Here is an 18,974-nt window from a genome sequence, read left to right as displayed (position 1 = left end):
GAGAGCCGATCGCAGGGACGGACCGAAGGACGGTCGCGCGGGAAGCGACCGGCGCCCCGACCCCCGCCCCCAAGACCAACTGCCGTGCCCGGCGCGCCCGTTGAGGCCGCCGGGCACGCGCCTTCCTGGGCCGCGGCTCGTGTGAAACCGAGCACAAGAAGCTACCGCTCAGTAGTGACGCCACCCGACCGGCCGCGCGCATCGCCGCAGATGGGACGACCGCCGCCCGCTCCCCCACCCCTCCACCTGGGCGAACCGCCCGCTTTTCAGGCTTCATTGGCGTTTGACCGCCGGGTCACACACTGGTAACAACAATGAGTGACTCTGCTTCTACGTCGCGTGCACCCTCCGTCACCGCCGCGTCGGCTCATCGCCGTGTCACCCACCGCCACCACCGAGGGGATCCCCGACATGCAGGCCGCGCCCGTCCGCGCTCACGCCATCCCGACCGTCACCGACGCGCTGCGCGCCGTCGAATCGCTCCTGATGAGGGGCGGCCAGCGCACCGCCCGCCGCAACGCCTGGACCTCCGTGCTGGAGGACCGCCGCCGCGCCAAGGACCGCGTCGAGGCCCAGCGCGTCCTGGACGCCGCGGTCTCCGCCCGCACCTCCTGAGAAGCCCCGTACGGGACCCTTCGGGACCGCCCGGCCCGGTGCGGGCCGCCCGAGTGTCGTCGGCCTCTCCGGGGCCACGTAGACTCCGAGGTATGGCGAGGAAGGAACCCGCAGCGGAGGCTGCGACCCCCGGGCGGCTCAAGCAGATCGCCCAGACGTACAAGATGACCCGGAGGGCCGACTCCAAGATCGGCCTGGTCCTCGGGGCCGTGGGAATCGGCACCTTGGGTGTCTTCCTCGCGATCGGATTCCTGATCGGGCATCCCGTCTACCTGGGCATCGCGGGCCTGCTCGTGGCCCTGCTCGCGACGGCCGTGGTCTTCGGCCGCCGTGCCGAGCGCGCCGCCTTCGGGCAGATGGAGGGCCAGCCCGGCGCCGCCGCCGCGGTCCTGGACAACGTCGGCCGCGGCTGGACCACCACCCCCGCGGTGGCGATGAACCGCAACCAGGACGTCGTGCACCGCGCGGTCGGCAAGGCGGGCATCGTACTGGTCGCCGAGGGCAACCCCAACCGCCTCAAGGGCCTGCTGGCCGCCGAGAAGAAGCGGATGGCCCGCATCGTCGCGGATGTGCCGGTGCACGACATCGTGGTCGGCGAGGGCGAGGGCCAGGTCCCTCTCAAGAAGGTCCGCACCACCATGCTCAAGCTCCCGCGCACCCTCACCGGCCCCCAGGTCACCGCGACCAACGACCGCCTGCGCGCCCTCGGCGATTTGATGAGCAACATGCCACTCCCCAAGGGCCCGATGCCCAAGGGCATGCGGATGCCCCGCGGCGGAAAGATGCGCTGAGCGGAACACAGTCGGCAGCACCGCCGGGCACCCCGCCCGCGGCCCGTCAGCCACCCGCACTCGTACGCCCCTCAGGCACCCCTGAGAGAACCCGAAGACCCGAAGACCCGAAGAGCGGCCCGGAACCCCCGGGCCGCTCTCGTCTTTCCCGTTTCCCGCACTGCATCCCGTGCGTATGGTCTCGCTTACGCGGACGTACGTACCCGTAGGCCGTACCCGTAGGCGCGCGCGTCACATTCGCCAGCAGGCTGGCCGGCCGCATCGAGCTCGTCGGACCGCCAGACCGTCAAGAGGCTGGCTGCCGCGTCGCGTACGTCGGTGCATCAGCCGACCGCGGCGACTGCCCGTGCAGTGCGACGGCCGCCGCACTGCGCCAGGCAGGCTCCTCGGACGCTCAGATCCGCACCTGAACCGCCCGCGCCAACCTGTCATGCAGCCCGCGGCTGTCCCGGTCCCAGATCAGGGCCGGGACCGCGAGGCAGAGCAGGACGCTGCGGACGAGTACGCGGCCGAAGCCGAGGCGCTCGCCGTGTTCGGAGATGACGCGGAGGCGGAAGAGCCGCTTGCCGGGGGTGGAGCCGATGGTGCCGACGGTCGCCAGGCTCAGGAGGAGGAAGACGGCCAGCGCCCAGTTGCTCGTGGCCCGCTGATCACCACCCGCCAGCAGACCGTATGCGATCAGCGTGCACAGGCCCCAGTCCACCAGGAGGGCACCGAAGCGGCGCCCGAGCGGCGCCACCGAGCCCGGCCCCTCCTCGGGGAGTCCGAGCTGCTGGCCGCGGTAGCCGAAGTCGACACCCATGTCCTCGGCCGCCGCGCGGGGGCCGGACAGCCACGATCCGATCGCATGCCTCTTGTCCACCCGTCCACGGTACTGCCTCCGGTTTCGGGTGGAACCGGACGGGTGGAGAACTCCGCCCCCGCCTCCACCCGGCGCCCGCGCCGGACCCTCACCCTCCATTCCCCTATGCTGCGATTTGCCGCCTTCGCACCCCTCAGGCTGGTTAACTTGGACGAAACAAATGGGTCATGCTCGAGAAATCCCGCCTCCTTATGGTCGGGTCCCAGCGTGTGCCACCGCACTGGCCGCACCACCGAGCTACAACGCCCGCCCCGGGATTCGGGCGCGGGGTAGGAGGAGCTGGATGTTCCAGAACGCCGACGAGGCCAAGAAGTTCATCGCGGACGAGGACGTCAAGTTCGTCGACGTCCGCTTCTGCGACCTGCCGGGTGTGATGCAGCACTTCACGGTGCCCGCCGAGGCGTTCGACCCGGCCGACGAGCTGGCGTTCGACGGTTCGTCGATCCGCGGCTTCCAGGCCATCCACGAGTCCGACATGGCGCTGCGCGCGGACCTGTCGACCGCCCGGGTCGACCCCTTCCGCCGCGACAAGACGCTCAACATCAACTTCTTCATCCACGACCCGATCACGGGCGAGCAGTACAGCCGCGACCCGCGCAACATCGCCAAGAAGGCCGAGGCCTACCTCGCCTCCACCGGCATCGCCGACACCGCGTACTTCGGCCCCGAAGCCGAGTTCTACGTCTTCGACTCGGTGCGCTTCCAGACCGCGGCGAACGAGAGCTTCTACCACATCGACTCCGAGGCGGGCGCCTGGAACACCGGTGCCCTCGAGGACAACCGCGGCTACAAGGTCCGCTACAAGGGCGGGTACTTCCCGGCTCCCCCGGTCGACCACTTCGCCGACCTGCGCGCCGAGATCTCCCTGGAGCTGGACAGGTCCGGCCTGAAGGTCGAGCGCCAGCACCACGAGGTCGGCACCGCGGGCCAGGCCGAGATCAACTACAAGTTCAACACCCTGCTCGCCGCCGCCGACGACCTGATGCTCTTCAAGTACATCGTGAAGAACGTCGCCTGGCGCAACGGCAAGACCGCCACCTTCATGCCGAAGCCGATCTTCGGCGACAACGGCTCGGGCATGCACGTCCACCAGTCCCTGTGGCAGGGCGGCTCCCCGCTCTTCTACGACGAGCAGGGCTACGCGGGCCTCTCGGACACCGCCCGCTTCTACATCGGCGGCATCCTCAAGCACGCCCCCTCGCTGCTCGCCTTCACCAACCCGACGGTGAACTCGTACCACCGCCTGGTCCCGGGCTTCGAGGCGCCGGTCAACCTGGTCTACTCGCAGCGCAACCGCTCGGCCGCGATGCGTATCCCGATCACCGGCTCGAACCCGAAGGCCAAGCGCGTCGAGTTCCGCGCCCCGGACCCGTCCTCCAACCCGTACCTGGCCTTCTCCGCGCTGCTGCTCGCGGGCCTGGACGGCGTGAAGAACAAGATCGAGCCCGCCGAGCCGATCGACAAGGACCTCTACGAGCTCGCCCCCGAGGAGCACGCGGGCGTCCCCCAGGTCCCGACCTCCCTCCCGGCGGTCCTCGACGCCCTCGAAGCGGACAACGAGTACCTCCAGGCCGGCGGCGTCTTCACCTCCGACCTCATCGAAACCTGGATCGACTACAAGCGCACCAACGAAATCGCCCCGATCCAACTCCGCCCGCACCCGCACGAGTTCGAGCTGTACTTCGACATCTAGAGTGCGGGGCCGGGTGACCCGGGCGGAAGTCCCGGACACCCTGCCGTGGCATGCGAGGGTCGCTGCTCCAGAACCGGAGTGGCGGCCCTCGCCGTTTGTCGGGGCCGTGACGGAGCCTTCTACAGGGGCGGTCAGGGTGGAAGCAGGTCGCACCGGACTCGGGTCTGCCGGACAACCGGCCCAACCCGTACGGGTCTTCGTCCGTGACGGGCGAGGCGCCTGCCATGATCCCCGTCATGGGGACACATATCGCACCGGCCCAAGTGGCGGACTTCCATCAGGTTCTCGCCGATCACTCCCGCTACTGGGGCGAGCGCGACCTTCGCTCGCTGCATCTGCTGGCCCTGGTGCAGGAGTTCGGTGCCACCTGTCTGGTCGCCCGGGGCGAGGACGGGATCCGCGGGTACGTCTTCGGGTTCGTGACGCCGGACGGCACCGGGTACGTGCATCTGATCGCCACGCGGGACGACGCCCGCGGGACCGGTCTGGGGCGTCGTCTGTACAGGGCGTTCGCCGAAGCGGCGGCGGGGCAGGGTGCGCGGAGGTTGAAGGCGATCACCTCGGTCGAGAACGACGGCTCCCTCGCCTTCCATCGCAGCCTCGGCTTCGACGTCAGGATCGTCGACGACTACAACGGTCCCGGTCGCGCCATGGCCGTCTTCCACCGCGAGCTGCCGCTCGACGTCCCGCGCTCCTGACCTGACCGCCCCGCTCTCCGCGCGACAGCTCCGGACCGCCGTCGGCGCCCGGGAATCCCTTGTGCATGCCCAGTTCCGCCCATATCCTGACCGGTTCTCCGCTCGCGGCAGATCCCCGGATCCCCGGGCCGTACGAACGGCAGTCGAGGAGAGGAAACGGAGGTCTCGTCATGCGCTGGCGAAGCCGGCCGTCCGTCCGGAGGGTCCGGGTTGCGGGCGGCGGGTTCCGGGAGGAACGAGATGTCCCGTACGGACAGGACGAAGCCGTTGTGGGTGCGCTACGCCGAGCATGACCCGCGGCCGGTCCACGATCACCGGGAGGGCGACTGTGACCTGCCCCCGGCTCCGGGGCCGCAGGTGACGGACACCCGGTGCCGGTGGGAGCACCCCGGGGTGCTGGTGTTCGGGCACACCTGCTGTTCGGGGTGCGGGGAGCGCTCCTGCACCGCGGAGTGGCAGGGGATGAAGAAGAGCGCCAACCGCAAGGAGCGTTACGCGGGTCGGCGGGAGGCCCGGCGCCAGGCCTCCGGGGAGAGCAGGGACTGACCGGAGTCGATCGCCCGCAGGGCCGCCGCGCTCTCCGCGGCGCGGTCGACCACGTACAGGTGTCCGCCGGGCACCAGGCCGCAGGAGTCCGCGCCGACCTGCTCGGCCAGGGCGGTCAGGGTGCCCGGCGGACAGGCCTCGTCCTCGGTGCCGCCGAGGAGGGCGAGAGAGGCCGGTACGGGGGCCGGGTGCCAGCCGTCGCGGAGTACCGCGAGGTCGCGGCGGAAGTCGGGGAGCAGCATACGGACGGCGAAGTCGTCGGGGACGGGGAGTTCGGGGAGGATGCCCCGTTGCCGTGCGGTGTACAGGAGTTGATGGTCCGTCAGCTCCAGGAGGGTGGCGCTGGCGCCGATGGCGGGAGGCGCGCTCAGCACCACCCGGAGGTCGGGCGGCCAGTCCTCGCCGCGCAGTCGGGCCATCTCGTGCGCCACGGCGGCGCCGAGGCTGTGGCCGAGCAGCAGGCCCGGACCGCGCAAGTCCCCGTCGAGGACCCGGAGATAGTCCTCGGCGAGGGCGGTGAGGGCGAGCGGCTCCGGGTCGCCGGGGCGGGGCGGTCTGCCGTGGCCGCCTGGCGGCGGGGGCGGCTGGACGGCCACCACGCTCCAGTCCTCGCCGAGTTCGCGGGCAAGGCGGGTGAACGACCGGGCCGAGCCTCCGGCGAAGGGGACGCAGATCAGGCGGCGGGGGCCGGAGTCGCGCAGGACGAGGCGTTGCGTGCGGCCCCTCATCGCAGGCGCTCCGACTCGGTCTGGCGGATGAGGTGCCGGGAGGTCTTGCCGGTGGAGGTGGTGGGGAGTTCGGGGACGGTACGGACGGTGCCGGGGCGCTTGAAGGCGGGGAGCCCGGCGCGGGCCGCCGCGAAGACCCGTTCGGGCAGGGCGAGTTCGTCCTCCGGGGAGTCGGCGACCACGTAGGCGGCGATTCGGGTCAGTTCGTGGGCGTCGGGGACGCCGACGACGGCGCAGGCGCGTACGCCGGGGACCTTCAGGAGGATCTCCTCGATCTCGGTGGTGATGATCTTCATGCCGCCGACGTTGAGGACGCTGTCGGTGCGGCCCAGGTGGTGCCAACTCCCGTCGGGGTCACGGCGCATGACGTCCTCGGTGTACACCCAGCCGTCGCGGAAGGTCTCCGCGGTGCGCTCGGGGCGGTTCCAGTAGCGGGTGGCGACGCCGGGGCCGCGTACCCGCAGCCGTCCCGACTCGCCTGGTGGCACGGGCCGTTCGTCCTCGTCGAGGATCTCGGCCCGGAAGCCGGGGACGGGGGCGCCGCTCGCGCCGGGGCGGTAGGCGCCGGGGGCGGTGGCCAGGAAGGAGTGCAGGCACTCGGTGGAGCCGAGGGCGTTCATCAGGGGGAGGCCGAGTTCCTCGGTGAGCCGGGTGCCGAGCGCCTCGCCCAGGTGCTCGCCGGAGGAGACGGCGATCCGTACCGAGGAGAGTTGGAGGCGGTCGGCCGCGTCGGGCAGGGCGAGCAGGGCGGCGTACAGGGTCGGTACGGAGAACAGCAGGCTCGGGCGGAAGCGGGTGAGCAGCCCGGAGACGGTGAAGGGGTCGGTGCGGCCCGGGTGGAGCACGGCGCTGGCGCCCGCGGAGAGGGGGAGCAGTACGGAGTTGCCGAAGCCGTAGCCGAAGGGGAGCTTGGCGGTGGACAGGATCCGGTCGGCGGCGGTGAGGCGCAGATGCCGCGCGAGGCCCTCGGGCAGGGCGAGCAGCGCGCCGTGCAGATGGACCACGCCCTTGGGGCGGCCGGTGCTGCCGGAGGTGTACTGCATCAGGGCCGGGTCCTGTGCCGTACGGGGCGTGATCTCCCGCAACTCCTCGGCTTGCGCGGCGAGTTCGGGGAGGGCGGGGACGGCGGGGGTGCCGCCGGTGCGGCTCCACAGGGCGGCGCCGGGGAAGCGGGAGGCGGCCTCGGCGGCGAGCGCTCCCCGGGCCTCGTCGAGGAGCACGGCGCGGGCGCCGGAGTCCTCGATCACGTAGCACTGCTCGTCGAGGGTGAGGAGCGGGCTCATCGGTACCGGGACGGCGCCGATCCGCATCGCGGCCAGGATGGCGGCGACCGAGGTGACGCAGTCCGGCAGGACCACGACGAGGCGGTCGCCGGGGGCCACTCCCCCGTCGGTCAGGACGCGGGCGGTGCGGCACACCAGCGCGTGCAGGGCGCGGTAGCTGAACTCCTCCTGCTCACTCAGCAGACAGGGGGCGTCGGCGCCGGGCCCGTCCAGGTGGCGGTCGAGGTACCAGCGGACGGCGTTGTGGTCGGCGGCGCTCATGTGCCGGACTCCTGGTGTGCGGGGCGGCCGAGGAGGAGGGCGGTGGCGGTGCCCGCCGGGTCGGCGCCGACGCAGAGGGCGGTTCCGTCCAGGGGCGCGGCGCCGGGGGCGGGTGCGGCGCCGCGGCGCAGGGCCTCGACGGCCAGGGCGGCGGCCAGGGTCCCGTCGCCGCCGCCGGTGCGCCCGGTCACCCGGGCGACCTCGGTCAACGGAACGGTGGGGGCGGTGAGTTGGCGGAGGGCGGCCTCGATGGCCCGGTCGGCCGGGGCGTCGCCGGTGCCGACGAGGACGATCAGGCCGATCTCCGCCGCGGGGCGCCCGGCCTCCCGCAGCGCGGCCTCGACCGCCTCGGTGGCCGCGCGGCCCAGTTCGTCCGGGGTGAGGATGTCCTCGGCGGGGGCGGTGGCCTCGCCGGTGCCGAGGACCTGGGCGAGCGCGCGGGCGCCGGCCGTCGGGGCGGGCTCCAGTACGAGCAGGGCCGCGCCCTCGCCCTCGGGGAGGCCGTCCTCGACCGCGCGGGGTCCGGCGGCGGCGCACAGGGTGTCCGCGCCCGCCGCGAGGACCGTGTCGCAGACGCCGTCCCGCAACTGGCGCACCCCGGTCGCGACCGCGTCCAGTCCGGCGGTCGTCCCGGCGCAGAGGGTGAGGCAGGGGCCCTCCGCGCCCAGGGCGAGGGAGAGTTGGGCCGCCGCCGCGTTGTAGCCGGAGTGCGGTCCCCACACCGGGTTGACCCGGTGGCCCGGGCTGCCCGCGGCGTCGTGGATGGCGAAGTACTCGTTGCGCCCGGCCCGGATGGTGCCGAGGACCACGCCGGTGCGCTCGCCCGCGGTGCGCTCGGCCGCGGGTTCGGTGCCCGCGGTGGCGGCGGCGTGGATCAGCAGGCGGCTGTCCCGGCTCAGGGTCCGGTCGGTGCGGGCGCCGAGGAAGTCGGTCAGCGGCAGCGGCCCGGGCACATGTCCGGCGCGTACCCGGGCCGGGGCCTCGGCGGGGGCGCTGCCGGGCCCGGGCGGCAGGGCGTTGGCCACGGGGGCGGGGGCGGCGGTGGTGAAGCGCTCCCGCCCGTGCCGCAGATCGTCGTAGAGGGCGGCGACGGTGGTGCCGGAGGCGGTCACCACGCCGAGGCCGGTGACCGCGGTGCGGGCGGCGGGCGGCCGGGGATCGGCTGTGTGCACGTCAGTTCCTCAAAGGGTCGGGGTGCCGGTGGGACCTAGGTGTATTGACTCGCAGGGTTGTTGACGCGGCTGATCGGTGGTTGGCCGCCGAGTGCGGTGTGGCAGCGGTGGTGGTTGTAGGTGTGGAGGAAGTCTGCCAGGGCTGCTGTGCGTTCGTCGTTGGAGGTGTAGGGCCATTGGTAGGCCCATTCGTCGGCGAGGGTGCGGTTGAAGCGTTCGACTTTGCCGTTGGTCTGGGGCCGGTAGGCGCGGGTGAGTTTGCCGCTCGCGCCGAGGTCGGCCAGGGCCCGTTTCCAGGCCAGGCCCTTGCGGTAGGCCCAGGCGTTGTCCGTCAGCACGCGTTCGATGCGGGTGATGCCGTGGTCGGCGAAGAATGCGGCGGCCCGGGTCAGGAAGGCCGCGCAGGTCGCGACCTTCTCGTCACCATGGGCTTCGGTGTAGGCGAGTCGGGAGTGATCGTCGACTGCGGAGTGGAGGTAGTCGAAGCCCATGCCGCGGATCGGCCGGCCGGCTTCGCGGCCGTGCACTTTGTGGCCGCCGCCGGGGATCCGGCCCAGTTTCTTGACGTCGACGTGGACGAGCTCGCCGGGACGTTCGCGTTCGTAGCGGCGGATCACCGTGCCGGTGGGCCGGTCCATCCAGGCGAGACGGTTCAGCCGGTGGCGGGTCAGTATCCGGTGGACGGTCGAGGCGGGCAGGCCGAGGACCGGACCGATCCGTGCGGGTCCCAGCTTGCGGGACCTGCGCAGGTCACAGACGCGGCCCTCCATCGCGGCCGGAGTGCGGTGCGGTGTTGTCAAGGGCTTGCTGGAGCGGTCGGCCAGGCCCGGCTCGCCCTCGGCTCGCCACCGCCGGAGCCATTTATGAGCGGTCGCCCGCGAGATGCCCATCTCGGCAGCGACATGAGCGACCGGGCGGCCGGACACGACACGTTCGACGAGCAGCTGCCTGCCGTGAACGGTCAGCCGGGCATTACGGTGGGACACGAAGACCTCCGTGTGGTGCGGTCCTAGACAGCTCCACCACACCGGAGGTCTTCGCCATGATCAAGCCCCGACAGCGTTAACAACGCTCGTGATCAATACACCTAGGGCCTGTCGTCGAACTCCCCTCGTCGCCCGGAGGGCGGCGTCGCGGCGTCTGGTGCGTGCTCGCCGGGGGTACCCCCTGCTCGAAGAGCTCGGGGGAGTGCCGGGTGCAAGGCCTCGTACTGGACGTACGTGGCCTTGCGCCCGGTGCGGCGAGAGTGCGTGCCAGGCGTCGTGGCGCAGAGGGGATTTTGACGACAGGCCCTGGGCGAGCGGGTGCGGAGGTCCGTCCCGCGGCCGAGGGGTGGGCCGAACGCCGTTCGGCAGGTGCACGTCGGGGTCGGCCGGGGGCTGTCCGGCCATGCGCGTCGTCGACGCCCGGAGCCGGAGGGCGGCCGGACGGCGTCCGGCGCGCGGTCTCGCGGTGCCGGGGCGGTTCCTCGCGGGGGGTCGGTGCGGGGCGCCGTCCCGGGTACGGAGTTCGGGCCGAGCACGGCCCCACGTACGAGGTCCGGATCGAGCACCGTCCCGGGTGCGGGATCCGGGCCGAGCACAGCCCCGCGTACGAGATCCGCGCCGAGCACAGCCTCGCGTACGAGACCCACGCCAAGCACCGTCCCACGTACGAGATCCGGGCCGAGCACAGCCCCGCGTACGCGATCCGCGCCAGGCGCAGCCCCACGTACGAGACCCGCGCCGGACACAGCCCCGCGTACGAACCGCACCCCGAAACGCACCACGAACCGCACCCGCCCCCGCGCCCAGTGCGGCGGAAGCGGATGCAGGACGTCGTGTGGCGGATGGGCATGGTGTCGGGTGGGTCCTAGCTGGTGGCGAAGACGACGGTGGAGGTGTTGCCGCCGAAGCCGAAGGCGTTGCTGAGGGCGGTGTGTACCGGCTGTTCGCGGTGGGTGCCGGGGATCAGGTCGAGGTCCGCGCACTTGCCGTCGGGCTCGCGCATGGTCGGGTTGCCGGGGACCACTCCGGTACGGACCGCCTGGACGCAGACCACGGCTTCGAGGGCGCTCGCGCCGCCCTGGGCGTGGCCGAGCATGCCCTTGACGGAGGAGACGCCCGGCCGACCGCCGCGGGTGCCGAAGTACTCGGCCAGGCAGAGCGCTTCGAGGCCGTCGCTGGCCGGGGTGCCGGTGCCGTGGGCGCTGACGTAGTCCACCTGCTGCGGGGTCAACTCGGCCCGGGCCAGGCTCTCTTCCATGCAGCGGCGGATGCCCCGGCCCTCGGGGTGCGGGGCGGTCATGTGGTAGGCTTCGGCCGCGACCGACCAGCCGCGCAGTTCGGCGAGCGGGGTCGCGCCCCGGCGCCGGGCGTGGTCGAGGGATTCCAGGACGAGGACGGCGGCGCCCTCGGAGGGCAGCATGCCGCGGCGGTCCCGGTCGAAGGGGCGGGCCCGGTCGGGGGCGACCGCGCGCAGGGTGGTGAACAACTGGAAGACGGCCTCGGAGAGTTCGTCGACCCCGCCGGCCACCATCACCTCGGCCCGGCCGGAGCGGATCAGGTCGGCGGCCAGGGAGAGCGCGGTGTTCCCGGCCGCGCAGCCGGCGCCGACCACCTGCCGGGGGCCGTGCAGGGCGAATCTGCGGGCCGGCGAGGCGGCGAGCAGCTGCGGTGTGTCCCAGCTGCGGTCCTCGCCCAAGTCCCGTCCCTGGCGCCGGAGTTCCTCCAGGTGCGGGCGGGTGCCCATGACCGTGCCGAGCACGATTCCGGCCCGCCGCGGATCGGCCGCCCCGGCGAGCTCCGTCCCCGCGAGCCCCGCCTCGGCGAGGGCGCGGGCGGTGGCGTGGTGGGCGTAGCGGACCGAGCGCGGCAGGGCGGCGGCGCCGTCGAGCCCGTCCTCCGCCAGGCCCGCCGGGTCGACCTCGGCGGCCTGGTCGGTCGGGTACCCGGCGGTGGAGAAGCGGGTGACCGGTGCGGTGGCCACCACCCCGGAGGTCACCTTGGCCCAGAACTCGGGGACTTCGCAGCCGAGCGGCGAAGCCACCCCCATCCCGGTCACCACGACCCGCGGGGGCCCCTTGCTCTCAGCCGACATGGGTGAGCACCTCGCGGGCCAGCGCCTCGGCGGTGTCGCTCTCGGCGGCCTGGCCGTCGGTCAGGGAGCAGCCGAACCGGGCCTCGATGTGCGCGATGACCTCCAGCTTCTGCAGGGAGTCGCCGCCGAGTTCCTCGTAGAAGTCCGCGGTGGGCGTGACCTGGTCCAGGGGCACCGTGAGGACCTGCGCGACGATCTCGCTGACCCCGTTCAGGACGTCCGGGCGGTTCATGAGAACTCCTTGCTTCGGTGGGAGGGGGCGACCAGGGCGGTCCAGCGCCGCATGCGCTCCGGGGTGAGTCCGTCGGACCAGTGCAGCGTCCTGGAGGCGGCCAGCCAGTGGCAGACGGCGGCGGCGACGGCCCAGACGGTCGGCGCCCCGGGCACGGCCACCAGCAGGACCAGGAGGAGGAAGTAGAAGGTGTACTGGTGCATGACCTCGCGGGCGGCCTCCCGGTCCGCGGTCCGCACCGCGCGCCCGGCGACCGAGACCACGAGGACCGAGACCACCACCGCGGGGAGCAGGGTCAGCGCGGTCATCGGCAGGGCGCCGGTCAGCGCGAAGACGGTGAGCAGGGCGAAGGGCGCGCCGGTCAGTACGTAGACGGCGGTGCCGCGCCACAGGCGCATCAGGCTGAGCCAGAGGCTGGAGTAGCCGAGCCTGCGGTCGCCCTCGACGTCGGTGATGTCCTTGATGCCGGACAGGCCGAGGGTGAAGGCGGCGAGCACGGCCGCGGCCGGGAGCACCGGGGACCACAGGGTGTCCGGGTCGGCCTCGGTGGCCCAGCCGGTGAGCATCGGGTTGACCAGCGGGGTGATCAGCATCAGCGGGGCGAGGACCGGGTGGCGCTTGAGCGCGGGGCCGATGGAGTAGCCGACGGCGAGCGCGACGTCGACGAGCAGCATCACCGGCAGGGCGGCGGTGGGCCCCGTGAGGAAGAGCACCAGGCCCATGAGGAGGAAGCAGGCCCAGCTCAGCCAGGCGACCACGGCCAGCCGCCGCCAGCCGAACTCCTCGCACAGCGCGGTGCGTTCGGGGCGGTTGAGGACATCCGCCTCGCGGTCGGCGAGCCGGTTGACCGACTCCGTACCGAGGCAGCAGGCCAGCCACATCGGCACCCCGAGCAGGGCGGTGGCCGGGGTCAGGCGCTCCACGGCGGCCATGCCGACCGCGTAGCCGACCCAGTAGTACGCGGCGAAGCGGATGCTGCAACTCCGCAGCAGCAGCAGGGCGCTTCTGCGCAGGGGTAGGGGCGCACCTCGTGCGATCTCGCTCATTGCAGCCGAACCGTTCTCGAACTGTGCAGCCGGAGGGCGGGGCGGGTACGCCGAAGTGCTCGGCGTCCTGGCCTCGTTCTCCGCCGTCGGGCAGGCACTCAGTGGGCAGGGACAGGGGCGGGCCGGTGCTCCCGGCGCGGAACCGGTCCGCCCCGGGTAGGGGGCGGCGGCCGGACCGGCCGGCGAGGGCGGCTCGCTCAGGCGGCCGCGGGGAGTCTCAGGGGCGCCGGGCCGGACAGTGGTCCGTGCTCACGCGGCGCGGTACGCAGGCGTGCCCGTGGGCCGGGCCGCGGGCCGGGAGCGCGGTGATCGGCCGCGGCAGGGCGCCGCACCGGCCACCGGGTCCTCCTCCCGGCTGGGAGGCGGCATCCTTGCCCGCCTCGCGCGCCTTCGTGCATGAGTGCCGATCCTCCCCGTACGTGCTCGGCCGACACGTGACAACGGACCGATGGTACAAACCGATCCGACCGGTCGCCCAACGATTGTCCGGTTGTGGACAGGGCGGTCAGGGATACGGCCGAGTAGGGCTCATATGGCCAGTTGGGCCGCGTGCAGCGGGCGGCCGGAGCGGGCCAGCCGGGGGCCGGGGCCGTTCACCGCCGGGCGGCGGCGGGCACGGCGGCGGAGCCGTAGTCCTTGTCGGGCGGATCGTCGCCGCCGGTCAGCGAGGAGGTGGCGCCCGAGACGAGGCCCAGGGCGAGGAAGAGCACGACGAGCACCTTGGCCGCACCGCCGAGCACCAGCGGCCGGGTCCCGGAACGGGCGGTGCCGCCGTCGGGCGCGGCCGGTTCCGCCGCCCCGCCGGGCGCGGGGGCGCGCCCCTCGCCGAAGAGGCCCTTGGGGTAGGCGGGCGTGAGCATCATGACGTACGCGCTGAAGCGCATCGCGTAGCGCAGGACCGCGGCGGTGGACTGGTACAGCGGTTCCGGAAGGCGGCCGAGGACCAGGGTGATGAGCCAGAAGATCCAGCCGAGCGCGTACCAGCCGGACATCAGCAGCCCGTTGACGACGGCCGCGGGGATCATGAGGATCAACCGGAAGAACACCGCGAGCCGGTTGAGCTTGGTCGGGTGGATCTCGATCCGTACGGGATGCTCCGGCCCCCGCCAGGAGAACGGCGGATAGCGGTCGACGAGCAGCATCCCGTAGGCGCGCACCCGGGTCTCGTAGCGGAGGTAGCCGAAGAGGAAGCGCGCGATCGGGCCGGGCAGGTGCCCGAGGAAGAGGGCGCCGAACCAGCCGGCCACGGTCATCACGAAGGCGGCGATCCCGAGCACCGCGAGGACCAGGAACTGCGGGATCAGCAGGAGCCAGCGCAGCAGCACGGTCCAGCGGCGCTGCCTGCCCGGGGCGGGGATGTCCAGCTCGGGCAGGACTTCGGCGCCGCCGGGGGCCGCCTCGGGGGTGTGCCAGGTGGTGTGTGCCATGGTGCCGCTCCGATGCCGGGCGGGGCTCCCGCGCCCCGCTCCCCCACTGGGTCCGCTCCCTTTCCGTCCTCTCCACCGTGCCCCAGGATCCGTGCGGGCGCGCGTCCGCACGGATCGCTCGCGCAGCTGGCGTCGTCGTGCGGGCGGCCGCGCCCGGTGTCAGGGTGGAGAGGTGGCCGACTGGTACACGCGGACCATCCTGGACTCCGGCAAGCAGCCACTGCTGATCCTGCTGGTGGCCTTCATCGTCGCGTTCCTCTTCATCCGGCTCAGTGTGCGCATGATCCGGGCCGAGGTCTCGTGGTGGCCGGGCAACATCGAGGGCGAGGGCTTCCACCTGCACCATGTGGTCTTCGGCATCGTCTTCATGGTGATCGCCGGTTTCGGCCTGGTCTCGCCCGCGGGCACCCATCGGCCCTGGACCGAGATCCTGGCCGGGCTCTTCGGGATCGGCACCGCCCTGGTACTGGACGAGTTCGCGCTCGTCCTGCATCTGAAGGACGTCTACTGGACCGGCGAGGGGCGGCTCTCGGTGGACGCGGTGGTGGTGGGGGCCGCGCTCGGCGGGCTGCTGCTCATCGGCTCGGCGCCCTTCGGCGTGAACGACGACACCGTGGACGGCTCGGCGGTGGTCGGCTGGGACGCGGTGACCACGGTCCTGATCAACGGCACCCTCGCGCTCATCGCGCTCTCCAAGGGCAAGGTCTTCACCGGCATCATCGGCCTGTTCCTGCCGGTGCTCGCCCTGGTCGGGGCGCTGCGCCTGGCCCGCCCGGGCTCCCCGTGGGCCCGCCGCCGCTACCCGCCCGGCAGCCGCAAGGCGGCCCGCGCCGTGAAGCGCGAGACCCGCGAGAACTGGATGCGGGTGCTGCGCGTGCGGACCTACGACCTGATCGCGGGCAAGCCCTCTCCGGACCCACCTCAGGACCCGACGGAGGACGTATCGAGGGACGTATCGAAGGACGTACCGAAGGAGTGATCCGCGGCGGTGCGTCGGTCCTCAGGGGCGGTACGTCGCTCCTCGGGCGGGAGGTCGCAGGCCGCCGCCGACCTGGCCTGCGCGTCCGCACTCGGGCGGGAGAGGGCAGGCCGCCGGCCCGGGGTGCGCGGTGAGCCGAGGGTGCGGCGAGCCGTGCGCAGGCGGCCCCGGTGCTGTGCCGCTTCGACTTCGGCGGGAACGCCTGCGAGGGCGGCAGCGGCGGATCCGGCCTCAGCGCCGAACCACTGCCGCTGCAACCGCCGCTGCGACCGCCAGCCCTGCCCGGGAGAGGCTCAGGCCGCTGTCCTCAGTTCGGCCTGGCCGAACAACAGGGCGTGTCCTGCGGGGAGTTGGGCGAGTATCCGGGTGAGCAGCCCGGGGCCCGCGAGCACGGCCACGGTGCCGAGCACGGCGCCGACGTCCCAGCGCACGGTGGCGGGCGAGGCGCCGGTCCGCGCCGCGAGGTCCGTCACGAAGGCGCCGCCGGTACGCGGCTCGGGGTCCGGGACCTCGGCGGTCAGGACGCGGGCGGCCTCCACGGGCAGCCGGGCCGCGAGGTCGACGCGCTCCTCACCGGTCAACTGCCGTCCCAGACCCGCGAGTACGAGGCGGGTGACCTCCTCGGCGCGCTCCCGGGTGGGGTAGACCCCTTCGTAGCGGACTTTCTCCAGCATCTGCTCGAAGGTCATCGCGGGTATCCGGCGGACCGGTTCGGCCTGACCCTGCATCGCGGTCTCGGGGTGGCGGTACATCGCGCTCGCAGTCACCTTTCGCCCTCTGCCTCTTCTCTTGTCTCTGCTGTTCTTGTGCTTCTGTCGCCAGCTGTTCTTGTGCTTCTTGATCTCTGCTGGTGCTTCTCGGTCGCTGCTGCTCTCTGCGCTGCTCTGGTGTCCGGTGCTCTTGCCACTGCTGCTGTTCTTGCCACGCTGCGGGTGTCCGGTGTCCCCGAACTCGCCTCCGGCCGAAGGGAGTTGGTCTTCCTCTTGGCCGGGGGCCCGCCTCGCGGCCCCGGCGCGCACCGGCGTCCTGCTGCCGTGATTCCGTTTGTCCACTGCGCGCCGGTGTATGCGTCCCTCTTCCGTTTCCGTCTCCGACCGCGGAGGGGACGGAGGCGGCGGCCCGGCGCCGGAGACCCGCGCCGGGCCGCGCCCGGGGTCCCGGGGTCAGCCGGAGATCTCCTTGCGCTCCCCTCCGATGACGACCTTGCGGGGCTTGGCGCGCTCGGCGATCGGGATGCGCAGGGTCAGCACGCCCGAGGCGTAGTCGGCCTCGATGTGTTCCGTGTCCAGGGTGTCGGCGAGCGCGATCTGCCGCGAGAAGACACCGAGGGGCCGCTCGGACAGCTCCATCTGGACGTTCTCCGCCTTGGCAGCCGGGCGCCGCTCGGCCTTCACGGTCAGCATGTTGCGCTCGACGTCGATGTCGATCGCCTCGGGCGTGACCCCGGGCAGATCGAAGGCGACCACGTACTCATCGCCCTCGCGGTAGGCGTCCATCGGCATCGCGGAAGGCCGGGACCAGGTGCCGGGGCCGAGCAGCTGCTGAGTGAGACGGTCCAGCTCGCGGAAGGGATCGGTGCGCATCAACATCGCGAAAACACCTCCGAAAGTTCAGGCAGAACCTGCCAATGCGCTTTCACCTGACACTGTTGTAGCATGTCGTCCAGTGGATGACAAGCCAAGAGTCATCACATGGACGACAACCCCACACGCCGCACCACCCGCACCACCCGCCGACACCCGACAGCACCGGAGAGGAGGCCCGCTGTGGCCCCCGCCGACCCCATCCACCCCGTCGACCCACCCGGCCCCCCGCACCACCCCGGCCGAGGGCACCCGGCCTCCTTCCTCGCCGCCGCGGCAGCTCTTGAGGCCATCGACGCCGCGGTGCGCGGTGCGCAGACGGACCGGCCCGGCGAGACCTCCGCCCCGCTCACCGGTCCCGAACAGGCCCTGGCCTCGCTCCTGCTGCTGCGGGAGGTGCGCGAGGAACTGGCGGGCTGGGAGGCCGGCCTGATCGAGACCGCCCGCTCCTCCGGGGCCAGTTGGGCCGACCTCGCCCATCCCCTGGGCGTCGCCAGCCGCCAGGCCGCCGAGCGCCGCTATCTGCGCCAGCGCCCCGGGCCCGCCGGATCCACCGGCGAGCAGCGGGTGCGGGCCACCCGCGACCGCCGCGCCGCCGACCGCACCGTCAGCGTCTGGGCCCGCGACCACGCGGCCGAACTGCGGCGCCTGGCAGGGCAGATCACCGCGCTCACCGGGCTTCCGGCGGCCTCCCGCACCTCGCTCGGCGCACTGGACGCGGCCCTCGCCCACGACGACCCCGCCGCCCTGATCGCCCCGCTGGCCGCCGCCCGGCCGCATCTCGCCGCCGGGCACCCCGAGTTGGCGGCCCGCGTCGACACCCTGACCCGGCACACCGATCGGCTCCGCAAGGACAGCGAACAGCGGCGCGGTCCGGTACGGACAACCCTGCCGGACATGCCGTAGGATCGCGCCCCCTCCCACCGAAACCGGGTGCCCGGGCACAACAGCCGCAGCCGCCTCGGACCGCCGGTCCGGCAGGGGCGCGCAGACGGCAGCGGGATCGGGCGGCGCGCGGGCTCCAGAGGGCTTCCCCGCAGCTCAGGGCGCTGATAGCGCGAAGCTATACCTGTTCGGCATTGGGCAAGAGCGCCGCCATCCACAACGGTGTACTCATGGCTGACGGGCGGACCCCACCAAGGTTCTCGCCGGGTACTGAGCCGGGGAGCGGAAACGGCCCGCTCCTGGACTCAGGGCACGGCTGCCCGTCATGCGCCGTTCCGAGCGGTGAGAGTGCGCGGCTGGTGACAGCGGCCGAGTTGCTCGAACAGGCGGCGCACGTGCTGCGTGAACGTCGTTGGACTTCCGGTGAACTGCACCTTCTGGCAGTCCAGTTGACGGAATCGCTGCGCGAGGTCCACCGGATCGCGGAGAGCCGGGTGTCCCCATCCCGTGCCCCCTGCGTCCGGCCGCACGAGGCCGGTTGCGGCCCGGGCGGCGAGACCGGCGACGGTCCGCTGCTCGCGGACGCCTGCGGCTGAGTACGGCAACGGCGAGCGGTTGCGTGAACCACCCCTCATGGACCGCCACCCCCCACAAGGCCCGGGCGGGCATTCCAGGTCTCCCCCAACTCCTGGAATGCCCGCCCGGCACCGCTTTCTCCCGGAAACCGCCGCGCCCTGCGACGCGGCGGCCCCGCCTCAGCGGCTGTACCGCATCAGCGCCCGCACCATGTGGCAGGTGGTGGCCGACGGCGGATGGATGCCGATGTGCTCGGCGGTGGTGCGGATCCTCGTGTCCGGCGCCTGGTTCGGCAGGTGCACCCCGGAGTCGAGCAGCGCAATGGCCAGGCGCATCGCCTTCAGGCGCCGGTTGTGGGTGATGTACCAGTCCCGGGGGCGGCCCGGCGGGAGCGGCTTCTTCGCGAGCGGACGGTACGGCAGGTCGATCGGCAGGGGCATCTGGTCGAGAACGGCAGCCGGCACAGGCATCCTCCTGTCGTGGTCGGCAGGGCCCGGGAAACCCCGTACCCTCCCTCGA

The 18,974-nt window shown here is 72.7% G+C and carries 19 protein-coding genes; 7 read left to right on the top strand and 12 right to left on the bottom strand.

Features of this window, described 5'->3' with window-relative positions; all coding sequences use genetic code 11:
• Positions 1–411: 411 nt before the first annotated feature.
• Positions 412–615, top strand: a complete 204-nt coding sequence (locus tag MID12_RS25415) for a hypothetical protein (RefSeq protein WP_040254228.1) — start codon at positions 412–414, stop codon at positions 613–615.
• A gap of 92 nt (positions 616–707) precedes the next feature.
• The gene (locus tag MID12_RS25410) at positions 708–1,406 is read left to right on the top strand and encodes a DUF4191 domain-containing protein (protein WP_040254226.1); all 699 of its coding nucleotides are present in this window, start codon (positions 708–710) and stop codon (positions 1,404–1,406) included.
• Positions 1,407–1,800: 394 nt separating this feature from the next.
• On the opposite strand, the gene MID12_RS25405 is transcribed toward MID12_RS25410, so the two are convergent.
• The gene (locus tag MID12_RS25405) at positions 1,801–2,268 is read right to left on the bottom strand and encodes an RDD family protein (protein WP_040254223.1); all 468 of its coding nucleotides are present in this window, start codon (positions 2,266–2,268) and stop codon (positions 1,801–1,803) included.
• Between the two features lie 283 nt (positions 2,269–2,551).
• Here MID12_RS25405 and glnA point away from each other — a divergent pair, with 283 nt between their 5' ends.
• Both glnA and MID12_RS25395 read left to right on the top strand, forming a co-directional pair.
• Entirely contained in the window at positions 2,552–3,961 is a 1,410-nt protein-coding gene (glnA, locus tag MID12_RS25400) for a type I glutamate--ammonia ligase (RefSeq protein WP_040254221.1), read from the top strand.
• A gap of 224 nt (positions 3,962–4,185) precedes the next feature.
• Complete coding sequence (locus MID12_RS25395; RefSeq protein WP_411577005.1) at positions 4,186–4,659, top strand: N-acetyltransferase family protein; 474 nt, start codon at positions 4,186–4,188, stop codon at positions 4,657–4,659.
• Between the two features lie 491 nt (positions 4,660–5,150).
• Here the strand turns inward: MID12_RS25395 and MID12_RS25390 are convergent, their stop codons facing one another.
• The 8 genes from MID12_RS25390 to MID12_RS25355 all read right to left on the bottom strand — a co-directional run bounded on the left by MID12_RS25390 (position 5,151) and on the right by MID12_RS25355 (position 14,432).
• Positions 5,151–5,933, bottom strand: a complete 783-nt coding sequence (locus MID12_RS25390) for a thioesterase II family protein (protein WP_052482619.1) — start codon at positions 5,931–5,933, stop codon at positions 5,151–5,153.
• Positions 5,930–7,477, bottom strand: a complete 1,548-nt coding sequence (locus tag MID12_RS25385; protein WP_263170935.1) for an acyl-CoA synthetase — start codon at positions 7,475–7,477, stop codon at positions 5,930–5,932. The genes MID12_RS25390 and MID12_RS25385 overlap by 4 nt, the downstream gene beginning before the upstream one ends.
• Positions 7,474–8,649, bottom strand: coding sequence for a beta-ketoacyl synthase N-terminal-like domain-containing protein (locus MID12_RS25380; RefSeq protein ID WP_263170934.1), 1,176 nt, complete (start codon positions 8,647–8,649; stop codon positions 7,474–7,476). The genes MID12_RS25385 and MID12_RS25380 overlap by 4 nt, the downstream gene beginning before the upstream one ends.
• 35 nt (positions 8,650–8,684) lie before the next feature.
• Positions 8,685–9,635, bottom strand: a complete 951-nt coding sequence (locus MID12_RS25375; protein WP_263170933.1) for an IS481 family transposase — start codon at positions 9,633–9,635, stop codon at positions 8,685–8,687.
• An 865-nt stretch (positions 9,636–10,500) separates the two neighbouring features.
• On the bottom strand, positions 10,501–11,727 hold the full coding sequence (locus MID12_RS25370) for a beta-ketoacyl-[acyl-carrier-protein] synthase family protein (protein ID WP_263170932.1): 1,227 nt from the start codon (positions 11,725–11,727) through the stop codon (positions 10,501–10,503).
• On the bottom strand, positions 11,717–11,959 hold the full coding sequence (locus MID12_RS25365) for an acyl carrier protein (protein ID WP_040254215.1): 243 nt from the start codon (positions 11,957–11,959) through the stop codon (positions 11,717–11,719). Before MID12_RS25365 ends, MID12_RS25370 begins: the two co-directional genes overlap by 11 nt.
• Positions 11,956–13,005 (bottom strand): UbiA family prenyltransferase, encoded by a 1,050-nt coding sequence (locus tag MID12_RS25360; RefSeq protein ID WP_040254214.1) that lies wholly within the window; start codon positions 13,003–13,005, stop codon positions 11,956–11,958. The genes MID12_RS25365 and MID12_RS25360 overlap by 4 nt, the downstream gene beginning before the upstream one ends.
• A gap of 593 nt (positions 13,006–13,598) precedes the next feature.
• Positions 13,599–14,432 carry a DUF4389 domain-containing protein gene (locus MID12_RS25355; RefSeq protein WP_263170930.1) on the bottom strand — a complete coding sequence of 278 codons (834 nt, stop codon included), beginning with the start codon at positions 14,430–14,432 and terminating at the stop codon, positions 13,599–13,601.
• Positions 14,433–14,604: 172 nt separating this feature from the next.
• On the opposite strand from MID12_RS25355, the gene MID12_RS25350 reads away from it, so the two are divergent.
• A complete protein-coding gene (locus MID12_RS25350) occupies positions 14,605–15,411 on the top strand; it encodes a hypothetical protein (protein WP_263170928.1) in 807 nt (268 codons plus the stop codon).
• 293 nt (positions 15,412–15,704) lie between these two features.
• On the opposite strand, the gene MID12_RS25345 is transcribed toward MID12_RS25350, so the two are convergent.
• Positions 15,705–16,139, bottom strand: a complete 435-nt coding sequence (locus MID12_RS25345; protein WP_040258317.1) for a DUF2267 domain-containing protein — start codon at positions 16,137–16,139, stop codon at positions 15,705–15,707.
• A gap of 435 nt (positions 16,140–16,574) precedes the next feature.
• Positions 16,575–17,000 (bottom strand): Hsp20/alpha crystallin family protein, encoded by a 426-nt coding sequence (locus MID12_RS25340; protein ID WP_040254212.1) that lies wholly within the window; start codon positions 16,998–17,000, stop codon positions 16,575–16,577.
• A gap of 102 nt (positions 17,001–17,102) precedes the next feature.
• Between MID12_RS25340 and MID12_RS25335 the strand changes: the two genes are divergently transcribed.
• Together MID12_RS25335 and MID12_RS25330 are read left to right on the top strand one after the other, a co-directional pair.
• Entirely contained in the window at positions 17,103–17,900 is a 798-nt protein-coding gene (locus MID12_RS25335; RefSeq protein ID WP_263170927.1) for a type III effector protein, read from the top strand.
• Between the two features lie 338 nt (positions 17,901–18,238).
• Positions 18,239–18,475 carry a hypothetical protein gene (locus tag MID12_RS25330; protein WP_145945174.1) on the top strand — a complete coding sequence of 79 codons (237 nt, stop codon included), beginning with the start codon at positions 18,239–18,241 and terminating at the stop codon, positions 18,473–18,475.
• A gap of 159 nt (positions 18,476–18,634) precedes the next feature.
• Here the strand turns inward: MID12_RS25330 and MID12_RS25325 are convergent, their stop codons facing one another.
• Entirely contained in the window at positions 18,635–18,919 is a 285-nt protein-coding gene (locus tag MID12_RS25325) for a hypothetical protein (RefSeq protein ID WP_376770590.1), read from the bottom strand.
• Positions 18,920–18,974 lie beyond the last annotated feature (55 nt).

It is taken from the genome of Streptomyces sp. SCSIO ZS0520 (assembly GCF_025643355.1).
GTDB classification, from domain to species: Bacteria; Actinomycetota; Actinomycetes; order Streptomycetales; family Streptomycetaceae; genus Streptomyces; species Streptomyces physcomitrii.
The sequence above is the reverse complement of the archived record's forward strand: the minus strand, read 5'-3'. Positions and strand labels throughout refer to the sequence as shown.